The sequence below is a fragment of the Streptomyces sp. NPDC052721 genome (assembly GCF_040678315.1).
In the GTDB taxonomy this organism is placed as follows: domain Bacteria; phylum Actinomycetota; class Actinomycetes; order Streptomycetales; family Streptomycetaceae; genus Streptomyces.
In genome coordinates, this window is sequence record NZ_JBFATL010000004.1 from 212,313 (window position 1) to 222,647 (window position 10,335).

General features: G+C 72.9%; 10 protein-coding genes. All 10 read right to left on the minus strand.

The window, feature by feature from the left end; genetic code table 11:
* Nucleotides 1-154 precede the first annotated feature (154 nt).
* The 10 genes from AB0L21_RS06260 to AB0L21_RS06305 are packed head-to-tail and all read right to left on the minus strand — an operon-like array spanning nucleotide 155 to nucleotide 10,313.
* Nucleotides 155-1,672, minus strand: a complete 1,518-nt coding sequence (locus tag AB0L21_RS06260; protein WP_365782499.1) for an NADH-quinone oxidoreductase subunit N — start codon at nucleotides 1,670-1,672, stop codon at nucleotides 155-157.
* The gene (locus AB0L21_RS06265; protein ID WP_365704516.1) at nucleotides 1,669-3,243 is read right to left on the minus strand and encodes an NADH-quinone oxidoreductase subunit M; all 1,575 of its coding nucleotides are present in this window, start codon (nucleotides 3,241-3,243) and stop codon (nucleotides 1,669-1,671) included. Before AB0L21_RS06265 ends, AB0L21_RS06260 begins: the two co-directional genes overlap by 4 nt.
* Before the next feature lie 6 nt (nucleotides 3,244-3,249).
* Nucleotides 3,250-5,244 (minus strand): NADH-quinone oxidoreductase subunit L, encoded by a 1,995-nt coding sequence (locus tag AB0L21_RS06270; protein ID WP_365782501.1) that lies wholly within the window; start codon nucleotides 5,242-5,244, stop codon nucleotides 3,250-3,252.
* On the minus strand, nucleotides 5,241-5,630 hold the full coding sequence (nuoK, locus tag AB0L21_RS06275; RefSeq protein ID WP_365704512.1) for an NADH-quinone oxidoreductase subunit NuoK: 390 nt from the start codon (nucleotides 5,628-5,630) through the stop codon (nucleotides 5,241-5,243). The genes AB0L21_RS06270 and nuoK overlap by 4 nt, the downstream gene beginning before the upstream one ends.
* Nucleotides 5,630-6,238, minus strand: a complete 609-nt coding sequence (locus AB0L21_RS06280) for an NADH-quinone oxidoreductase subunit J (protein WP_365782503.1) — start codon at nucleotides 6,236-6,238, stop codon at nucleotides 5,630-5,632. The genes nuoK and AB0L21_RS06280 overlap by 1 nt, the downstream gene beginning before the upstream one ends.
* A complete protein-coding gene (locus AB0L21_RS06285) occupies nucleotides 6,235-6,819 on the minus strand; it encodes an NADH-quinone oxidoreductase subunit I (RefSeq protein WP_365782505.1) in 585 nt (194 codons plus the stop codon). The genes AB0L21_RS06280 and AB0L21_RS06285 overlap by 4 nt, the downstream gene beginning before the upstream one ends.
* A gap of 2 nt (nucleotides 6,820-6,821) precedes the next feature.
* Nucleotides 6,822-7,790: a complex I subunit 1 family protein gene (locus AB0L21_RS06290; RefSeq protein WP_365704506.1), complete on the minus strand. Its 969-nt coding sequence runs from the start codon at nucleotides 7,788-7,790 to the stop codon at nucleotides 6,822-6,824.
* The gene (locus tag AB0L21_RS06295) at nucleotides 7,787-9,295 is read right to left on the minus strand and encodes an NADH-quinone oxidoreductase subunit C (protein WP_365782507.1); all 1,509 of its coding nucleotides are present in this window, start codon (nucleotides 9,293-9,295) and stop codon (nucleotides 7,787-7,789) included. Before AB0L21_RS06295 ends, AB0L21_RS06290 begins: the two co-directional genes overlap by 4 nt.
* On the minus strand, nucleotides 9,292-9,903 hold the full coding sequence (locus AB0L21_RS06300) for an NADH-quinone oxidoreductase subunit B family protein (protein ID WP_365782509.1): 612 nt from the start codon (nucleotides 9,901-9,903) through the stop codon (nucleotides 9,292-9,294). Before AB0L21_RS06300 ends, AB0L21_RS06295 begins: the two co-directional genes overlap by 4 nt.
* Nucleotides 9,894-10,313 carry an NADH-quinone oxidoreductase subunit A gene (locus tag AB0L21_RS06305; protein WP_014674316.1) on the minus strand — a complete coding sequence of 140 codons (420 nt, stop codon included), beginning with the start codon at nucleotides 10,311-10,313 and terminating at the stop codon, nucleotides 9,894-9,896. The genes AB0L21_RS06300 and AB0L21_RS06305 overlap by 10 nt, the downstream gene beginning before the upstream one ends.
* Nucleotides 10,314-10,335 lie beyond the last annotated feature (22 nt).

Genomic DNA, 10,335 nt, shown 5'->3' on the forward strand with positions numbered 1-10,335 from the left:
TCTGATCCAGTGGACCCTCCCGCTGTGACAACGCCAGGCGGCGGCCACGAGTTCCCCGGTGCGTACGGCGGTGCGCGACGGCCGTACGGGTGACGTGCGGGTTCGGCCACGCGCGCGTGCCGGCACGGGTGCCCCACGCGCGCGTGGCGACTCCTCAGAACAGTCCGCCGGCAGCGAAGCGGAGGACCAGCTGGGGTGCTCCGGAGAGGGCGACGCCGAGGACTCCGGTGACGGCGAGGGCGGCGGTGACGGGCGCCGGGACGCGGTGCCGGGCGGGCTCGCCCTCGGGGGCGCGGAACAGCAGGGCCGTCCACTGGAGGTAGTAGAAGAGGGCGATCACGACGTTGACGGCCATGACGACGGCGAGCCAGCCGAGGCCCGCGTCGACGGCCGCCGAGAACACGGTGACCTTGGCGAACAGGCCGATGACGCCCGGCGGCAGCCCGGCCAGGCACAGCAGGAAGAAGGCCAGCAGCAGCGCGCTGAGCGGGTTGGTGGCGTACAGGCCGCGGTAGTCGCTGATCCGGTTCAGGGCGCGGCTGCGGCCCACCAGGGCGGCCACCGCGAAGGCGCCGAGGTTCACGGCGGCGTACATCAGGGCGTACGCCACCGTGGAACCGATCGCCTTCTGGGCGTCCTCGGTGTATCCGGCGGCGGCGATCGGCACCAGCAGGTAGCCGGCCTGGCCGACGGAGGACCAGGCGAGCAGCCGTACGGCGCTGTACGCGCGCGTGGCCTGCTGGCGCAGGGCGGCGACGTTGCCGACGGTCATGGTGAGGGCGGCCAGGGCGGCGAGCGCGGGCCCCCAGACGTCGGCGTACGAGGGGAACGCGACGACCGTGACGAGGATGAGGCCGGAGAAGCCGACGGCCTTGCCGACGACGGACAGGTAGGCGGCGACCGGCAGGGGCGCGCCCACGTAGGTGTCGGGCACCCAGAAGTGGAAGGGCACGGCGGCCGTCTTGAAGGCGAAGCCGACGAGAGTGAGGACGACGCCGGCCTGGGCGAGGGTGTGCAGTTGGCCGTCGACGTGCGGGAGGCGCTGGGCGACCTGGGTGAGGTAGAGGGTTCCGGTGGAGGCGTAGACGAAGCTGATGCCCATCAGGCTGACCGCGGTGGCGGTCACCGAGGACAGGAAGAACTTCAGGGCGGCCTCGGAGGACCGTTTGTCGCCGTGCCGGATGCCGACGAGGGCGAAGGCCGGCAGGGAGGCCACCTCCAGGGCGACGATCAGGGTGGCCAGGTCCCGGGAGGCGGGCAGCAGGGCGGCGCCGGCCGCGGAGGACAGCAGCAGGAACCAGAACTCGCCCGCGGGGACGCGCCGCCGCTCGTCGTCCAGGTGGGTGACGGAGAGCAGGGCCGCGAGCAGGGCGCCGCCGAGGACCAGGAACTGGATGACGAGGGTGAAGTGGTCGGCGGTGTAGCTGCACGCGCGCGCGGGGCCGGTGAGGCAGAAGGTGCTGCGGTCGCCGTCCAGGAGGGGCAGGAGCAGCAGGGTGGCCGCGGCGAGGCCCGCGACCGAGATCCAGCCGAGCACGGCCTTGCGGGGCTCCGGCAGGAACAGGTCGGCGACGAGGACGACGAGTGCCACGACGGCCGCGAGGGTGGGCGGGGCGATCGCGAGCCAGTCGACGGACTGGACCAGCGACTCGGCAAGCGGCTGGGCGCTCATCGGGTGCCTCCTGCGAGGAGCTGCTGCACGGCCGGGTCGGTCAGGCCGAGCAGGGCCTTCGGCCACAGTCCGGCGAGGACGGTGAGGGTGACGAGCGGGGTCCAGGCCGCGAACTCGTACCCGTGGACGTCGGCGAGTCTCGGCACCTCCCGCTCGGCGCCGCCCATGCAGACGCGGCGGACCACGATCAGCATGTACGCGGCGGTGAGCAGGGTGCCGAACGCGCCGATGGCCATGAAGGTGAGGAAGGCGGGGCGGCTGAGGTCGGCGGCGGGCCGGAAGGCGCCGAACAGGGCCAGCATCTCGCCCCAGAACCCGGCGAGTCCGGGCAGGCCGAGGGAGGCGACGGCCCCGAAGGCGAGCAGGCCGCCGAGGCGCGGGGCCCTGCCGTACAGCGCGGCACCCGTCTCTTTCGCGAGGGTGTCGAGGTCGGTGGTGCCGGTGCGGTCCTTGAGCGCGCCGACCAGGAAGAAGAGCAGGCCGGTGATGAGACCGTGGGCGATGTTGGCGAACAGGGCGCCGTTCACGCCGGTCGGGGTCATGGTGGCGATGCCGAGCAGGACGAAGCCCATGTGGCCGACGGAGGAGTACGCGATCAGGCGCTTGAGGTCGCCCTTCGCGCCCCGCTTGGCCAGGGCCAGGCAGGCCAGGGACCCGTAGATGATCCCGACGACGGCGAACGCGGCGAGGTACGGCGCGAAGGTGTGGAAGCCCTGCGGCGCCACCGGCAGCAGGATGCGGACGAAACCGTACGTACCCATCTTCAGCAGGACACCCGCCAGCAGGACCGAGCCGACGGTCGGCGCGGCGGTGTGGGCGTCGGGCAGCCAGCTGTGCAGCGGCCACATCGGCGCCTTCACCGCGAGCCCGATCCCGATCGCCAGAACGGCGATGACCTGCACGGATGTGGTCAGTGACCGGCCGTTGTCAGTGGCGAGTGCCACCATGTCGAACGTGCCCGCCTTGATTCCGATCAGGAGCAGGCCGAGCAGCATGACCACGGAGCCGAGCAGCGTGAACAAGATGAACTTCCACGCGGCCCGGGTCCGGCCCTCGCCGCCCCAGCGGGCGATGAGGAAGTACATCGGGATGAGCACCATCTCGAACGCGAGGAAGAACAGCAGCAGGTCGAGGACGGCGAAGGTCGCGAGGGTGCCGGACTCCAGCAGGAGCAGCAGGGCGACGAACGCCTTCGGGGACGGGCCCGACGGCGGCTTGGAGTAGGAGTAGAGCGCGCAGAGGAAGGTCAGCAGCGCGGTCAGGACCAGAAGGGGGAGGGAGATGCCGTCGATGCCGAGGTGGATCCGCACGTCGAGCGCGGGGATCCAGCTGATGTCGGTCGTGGCCTGCATCTTCGACGGGTGGTCGTGGTCGAGGCCGAGCGCGAGGACGATCGCGGCGATGAGGATCGCGCCGGTCACGGTCACGCCGTGCCGCAGCACGGCCTGCTCGGGCGACTTCCCCTTCAGCCCGGGCGGGGCCGGGAGGAGAGCGGCGGCGGCGCCGAGGAGCGGGCCGACGACGACGAATGCCAGAAGGAACTGCATCACGGACTCGTTGATATCGATCACGCCTGCTCACGCTCCCGTGGCGACGAGGAGGACGGCGACCGCCAGGACGACGGTGCCGGCGAGCAGCGCGCTCACATAGGTCTGCACATTGCCGGTCTGCGCCCGCCGTACGGCGGCCCCGAGCAGCCGGGGCAGGGCGGCGGCGCCGTGTACGTAGGTGTCGACGACCTCGCGGTCGAGGAACCGGACCAGACTCGCCCCGGCCTGGACCGGGCGGACGAACAGCGCCCGGTACACGGCGTCCAGGTGGAAGCCGGCGGCGGCGGGCCGGTGCAGCGGGCCGAGCAGCAGCCGTGCGGGGTCCGCCGGGTCCGGGGCGTAGGCGATGTCGCCGTAGGCCGGCTCGTGGGTGGCGATGGCCTCGGCCTCGACCAGTCCGGCGTCCTCCTCCGGGTGGGCGGCGACCGCGCCCAGCGGGGTGCGGGCGGCGAGCTGGGTGGTCCGCTGCCAGCAGCCGTAGGTGAGCAGCCCGCCGACCAGGGCGAGGCCCGTGCCGAGGACCGAGGTGAGCGGGGTGGGGGTCAGGTCGCGGCCGTCGAACCAGTCGGGCAGCGCGCGGTAGGCGAGTCCGCCCAGAGCGAGGGAGGGGATCGCCAGGACCCAGAGCACCACGGTCATCGTCAGCGGCTGGCGGCCGTGGTCGGGGGCCTCGGCGCCCTGGCCGCGGAAGGCCAGCAGCCACAGCCGGGCGGCGTACGCGGCCGTGAGCAGGGCGGTGAGCAGGCCGGCGACGAGGACGATCCAGCCGGCGGCGCCGGGGGCGTGCTCGGTGTGGCCGGAGGTCACGTGCTCGGCTGCGCCGAGGACGGACTCCTTGGAGAAGAAGCCGCTGAAGGGCGGGATCGCGGCGAGCGCGAGCAGCGCCACGGTCATCGTCCAGTAGGCGTCCGGGATGCGGTCGCGCAGGCCGTGCATGCGGGACATGGCGGCCAGCGAGTTGGTGCCGGCCGCGTGGATGATCACGCCGGCCGCGAGGAACAGCAGCGCCTTGAAGGCGCCGTGCGTAAGGAGGTGGAAGACGGCGGCACCGCGGTCGCCGACGGCTAGTGCACCCGTCATGTAACCGAGCTGGCCGATCGTCGAGTAGGCGAGGACGCGCTTGATGTCGTCCTGGGCGAGCGCGGCGAGACCGGAGCCGGCCATCGTGACGGCGGCCATGACGGCGAGGACCACCATCGCGGCCTGGGAGGCCTCGAAGAGCGGGAGGAGACGGGCGATGAAGTAGACACCGGCGGCGACCATCGTCGCGGCGTGGATCAGCGCCGAGACGGGCGTCGGGCCCGCCATCGCGTCCGGGAGCCAGGTGTGCAGCGGGAACTGCGCCGACTTGCCCGCGACGCCCGCGAGCAGCAGCAGGGCGATCACCGTCGGGTGGTCGATGCCGCCGCTCGCGACGGCGCCGAGGACGCGCGTGACGCGGAACGACCCCGCGTCGCCGGCCAGCGCGAACAGGCCGATGAGGAACGGCACGTCGCCGAGCTTGGTGACCAGGAAGGCCTTCAGGGAGGCGGCGCGGGCCTCGGGGGTCTCCCAGTAGTGGCCGACCAGGAAGTAGGAGCAGATGCCCATGACTTCCCAGCCGACCAGCAGCACGATCAGGTCGCCGGAGTAGACGACCAGGAGCATCGCGGAGGTGAACAGGGAGACCAGAGCGGCGTACGAGGGGTAGCGCGGGTCGTCGCGCAGGTAGCCGGTGGAGTAGGTCTGCACGCAGGCCGCGACGAACGCGACCAGGACGGCGACGAGCGCGGCGAAGCCGTCGATGTGCAGGGCCAGCTCGATCGGGACGGACCCGGTGGGCGTCAGCTCGGTGTGGGCGTCGACGGCCGCGCCGCCACCCTGCCGTACGGCCACCAGCGCGGCCAGCACCAGGGAGGCCAGCGGCGGCAGCACGGCGAGGGGGCGCACGAACGCGGGCGCGGTGCGGCCGAGCAGCAGACCGGCCGCGGCGCCCAGGAACGGCAGGAGGGGGACGAGGACGGCGAGGGTGGTCGTGGTCACGCGCTGGCCTCAGCCTTCTCGGCCGCGGAGGTGCCGGGGCCCTCGGTGTCGGGGCCCGCGGCCTCGGGGCCCTCGGCGGTGTCGCGGAGCTTGTCGATGTCGGAGGTGCCGCGGTTGCGGTGGACGGCGAGCACGATCGCCAGGCCGATGCCGATCTCGGCGGCGGCGATGGCGATGGTGAACAGCGTCAGCGCCTGGCCGGAGTGCAGGGTCTCCCTCGCGGCGCGGCTGAGCCAGACGTCGAAGGCGACCAGGTTGAGGTTGACGGCGTTGAGCATCAGCTCCACCGACATCAGGACCAGGATCGCGTTGCGGCGGGCGAGGACGCCGTACAGGCCGGTGCAGAAGAGGAGGGCGGAGAGTACGGCGGGGTAGGCGAGGTGCATCAGCGGACCCCTTCCTTCCCGGGGACCGCGGGTGCGGCGGTCGCGTCCGCCCTGGCCTTACGGGAGAGCACGATCGCGCCGACCAGCGCGGCGAGGAGCAGCACGGACAGGGCCTCGAACGGCAGCACCCAGTGCCGGAACAGGCTCGCGCCGGTGACCTCGGTGGTGCCGGCGGCCGGGCCGTCCAGGTCGATCCAGGTGGTCCGGAAGGCGTCGACGATCACCCACACCAGGGCGACGGCGGCGGCGACCGCGACCGTGAGGGCGGCCCAGCGGTTGCCGGAGTCGGCGTCCGGGGAGCGGCCGATGGGGGCCTTGGTGAGCATCAGACCGAACAGGAGAAGGACGACGACGGAACCGACGTAGATCAGGACCTGCACCCAGGCGATGAACTCGGCCGTGAGCAGCAGGTACTCCACGGCGAGGCCGCCGAGAGCGACCACCAGCCACAGAGCGGCGTGCACCAGCTGCCGGGTGGTGACGGTGACCAGCGCGGCGCCCAGGGTGACCAGGCCGACGAGCAGGAACGCGATCTCGACGCCGGTCGGGGACAGGAAGCCGTGCGGGTCGGCGGCGGCCACGGTGGCCGTTGCTGCGGCGAGGGTCACGACTCACCCTCCCGCTGCTCCGCCGGCTCGGCCTGGGCTGCGGCCAGCTTCTCGGCCGTCTTGCGGGCGGCCACGATCTCCTTGGGCTCCTCCGCGCCGGGGTCCAGGGCGGGCGGGGCCGGCACGGTCCACATCCACTCGCGGAGCTTGTCGCGCTCGTGGGTGAGGTCGCGGATGTCGGTCTCGGCGTACTCGAACTCCGGGGACCAGAACAGGGCGTCGAAAGGACAGACCTCGATGCAGATACCGCAGTACATGCACAGGGAGAAGTCGATCGCGAACCGGTCGAGGACGTTGCGGCTGCGCTCGCGGCCGCCGGGGGCGGCGGGCGGGACCGTCTCCTTGTGGGAGTCGATGTAGATGCACCAGTCCGGGCACTCACGGGCGCACAGCATGCAGACCGTGCAGTTCTCCTCGAACAGGCCGATCACGCCACGGGTGCGGGGCGGGAGTTCGGGCAGGGCGTCCGGGTACTGCTCGGTGACGTGTTTCCTCGTCATCGTGCGGAGGGTGACGGCCAGGCCCTTGGCGAGGCCGCTGCCAGGAATCCGGGGACGGGAGGGTGGGGACGGCACAGCCATGGTTAGCTGATCACCACCTTGACGATGCCGGTGAGGGCGATCTGGGCGAGGGAGAGGGGGACGAGGAGGGTCCAGGAGAGCTTCTGGAGCTGGTCCTCGCGCAGCCGCGGGTAGGTGACGCGGAGCCAGATGACCAGGAACGCGAGAATCGCGGTCTTCAGCAGCGTCCAGACCCAGCCGAGGCCGTCGGCGCCCCACGGGCCGTGCCAGCCACCCAGGAAGAGGACGGTGGTCAGGCCGCACAGGACGACGATGCCGGCGTACTCGGCCAGCAGGAACAGGGCGAAGCGCAGGCCGGTGTACTCGGTGTACGCGCCGAAGATGATCTCCGAGTCGGCGACCGGCATGTCGAACGGCGGGCGTTGCAGCTCGGCGAGTCCGGCGACGAAGAAGACGATCGCGCCGACGATCTGCCACGGCAGCCACCACCAGTGGAAGGCGTGCACGATGCCGGGCAGGGAGACCGTGCCCGCCGCCATCGCGACCGAGGCCGCCGCCAGCAGCATCGGGAGTTCGTAGGCGAGCAGCTGGGCGGCCGTTCGCAGACCACCGAGCAGGGAGAACTTGTTGGCGCTGGCCCAGCCGGCCATCAGCGAGCCGAGGACGCCGACGCCCATCACCGCGAGCACGAAGAACACGCCGGCGTCCAGGACCTGGCCGACGGCGCCCTCGCTCGGGCCGATGGGGATGGCGAGGAGGACGAGGAGGTACGGCAGCAGGGCCACGGCGGGGGCCAGTTGGAAGACGCGGCGGTCCGCGCCCGCCGGGACCACGTCCTCCTTCTGCGCGAACTTCACGCCGTCCGCGATGAGCTGGGCCCAGCCGTGGAAGCCGCCCGCGTACATCGGGCCGAGCCGGCCCTGCATGTGGGCCATCACCTTGTGCTCGGTCTGGCCGATGATCAGCGGGAAGGTGAGGAAGACGCCGAAGACGACCAGGAGTCGCAGGGCGACGTCCAACGCGCCGTTCACTGCGGGCCTCCTGCGGGGTCGTCGGGGGTGGTCGGGTCGGGGGTGGTGGTCAGGTCTTCGGAGGCGTCGGGGCGCGGCCCGGGGGCGTGCGTTTGCTCCGGCTCCGGCTCCGGTGCCCGCGAGGGCTCGGGGGCGCGCCCGTGCTCGGGCTCCGCTGCCTGCCCCTCGCCGGAAGCCGGCTGCGGCTGCGGCTGCGGCTGCGGCTGCGGCTGCGGCTGCGGCTGCGGCTGCGGCTGCGGCTGCGCAGACTGATCCGGCTCCGGCTCCGGTTCCGGCTCCGCGGACCGCTCCGGCTCGGCTGCCTTCCGCGGCTCCGGTTCAGCAGTGGGCTCCGGCTCGGCGAACGCCGGGCGGGCGTGGTGCCACGGGGCGTCCGAGCTGCGCGCGGCGGTGCTCCGGCGGGCGGGGCGGGCGGCGCCGGCCGGTCCCGCCGGTTCCGTCGGTTCCGTCGGTTCCGCCGGCTCCGCCGGTTCCTTCGGCTCCGTCCGCTCCGTCCGCTCCGTCGAGGCCGGTTCCGGCGCCGCCTGGGTCCGCTGCGAGGCCGAGCCCTCCGAGGCGCTGCGGGCGCGGCGCGGCCGGGCGGGTGCGGGCGCCGGACCGGGCTCGTGCGCCACCGAGGCCTCGGCGGCCGGCCCTTCCGTGGGTCCTTGCGCCGCCGCCCGGGTGGCGTCGCCCTCGGTCGCGGCCTGCTTGCGCGTCGCCGCGTCCTCGTCCCGCGCCGCCGCCTGGCTCACCGAGCCCTCGCCCGCGCTCCGCATCCGACGCGGCCGAACGGAAGCTCCAGGACCAGCCTCCCCCGCCCCTCCTGCGGCAGCGGTCTGGCCGGCCGAGCCCTCCGAGGCCGAGCGGGTGCGCCGTACCGGACGCTCCCCCGCCGCGCCTCCCGCCGCACGGCCCGCCGCCGCTCTGGCCGGGCGGGTCGGGGCGGGTGGGAGCTGGCCCTTCAGGGGGCCCCACTCGTTGGGGTCGGGCACGCCGGGCGGCAGCATCTGGCGGCGTTTCGGACCGCCGTGTTCGGACTCGCCGGGTTCCTTCGCGCCCGGCCAGGCCTTGGCGACGCGGGCGGCGAGGACGAAGTCCTTGCGGAGGGGGTGGCCCTCGAAGGTCTCGGGGAGGAGGAGGTGCTCCAGCCCCGGGTGGCCCTCGAAGACGACGCCGAACATCTCGTGGGTCTCGCGCTCGTGCCAGGCGGCGCCCGGGTAGACGCCGACGGCGGAGGGCAGGGCCGGGGCGTCGTGCGGCACCGTCGTGCGCACGAGGAGCCGGCGGACCGGGTGCAGGGCGACGACGTGCGCGCAGACCCGGAAGCCGGTGCCCGGCTCGTCGACCGCGCTCAGCCAGTCGAAGTAGGTGCAGGACAGGGTCGTACGGGCCGTCTCCAGGGCGGTGAGCCAGGCGGACGGCGGTACGTCCACGGTCAGGACGTCGTAGGACTCCTCGGCCGTGGCCTCCGTACCGAAGAGTTCCTCCGCGGGGGCGGGCAGCCAGCCGGCGGCCGTGCTCATCGCGTGCCCCCTTCACCGGCCGGCGCCGGGGGCGGCACCAGGCCGCTCTGGAGGGCGGCGGCGGACGGCCGGGCGGGCCCGTTGTCGTACCGCTCCCCCAGCGACTCGTGGGCGATCTTCTCCTGGAGCTTGAGGATGCCCTGGAGCAGCGCCTCGGGGCGCGGCGGGCAGCCGGGGACGTAGACGTCGACGGGAATGATCTGGTCGACGCCCTTCGTCACCGAGTACGAGTCCCAGTAGGGGCCGCCGCAGTTGGAGCAGGCGCCGAAGGAGATGACGTACTTGGGTTCCGGCATCTGCTCGTACAGGCGCTTGACCGCCGGGGCCATCTTGTCCGTCACCGTGCCCGACACCACCATCAGGTCGGCCTGGCGGGGGCCCGGCGCGAACGGGATCACGCCGAGGCGGATGAAGTCGTGGCGGGCCATCGACGCGGCGATGAACTCGATCGCGCAGCAGGCGAGGCCGAAGTTGAACACCCAGAGCGAGTAGCGGCGGCCCCAGTTCAGGACGACCTTCATCGGCTCGGGAGCGAGGCGGGCGAGCGCGCCCAGCCTCTTCGGCTCCGGCAGGTACACGGACTCGGAGGTCGAGGGGTTCACGTCCATGCCAGGACGCCCTTCTTGTATGCGTACAGCAGGCCGACGGCGAGGAAGCCGAGGAAGACGAACATCTCCACCAGGGTCGTCGCGCCGTAGCCGGGGGCGGCGAAGACCGTCGCCCAGGGGAACAGGAAGATCGAGTCGACCGCGAAGATCACGTACAGGAAGGCGTAGACGTAGTAGCGGACCTGGGTGTGGGCCCAGCCCTCGCCGACGGGGTCGACGCCGCACTCATAGGTCAGGAGTTTCTCAGGTGTCGGCACGACCGGGCGCAGCAGGCGGCCCGCGCCGAAGGCGACCGCGACGAAGAGCACGCCGATGAGGGCGAGCAGTCCGACCACCGAGTAGGACCGGAAGTAGCCGGCCGCGACGACGTTCACCGCGGCGTACGACGAGTCCCCCAACGTCTCCCGCACCGTCCGTCCCTCGCTCCCTGAC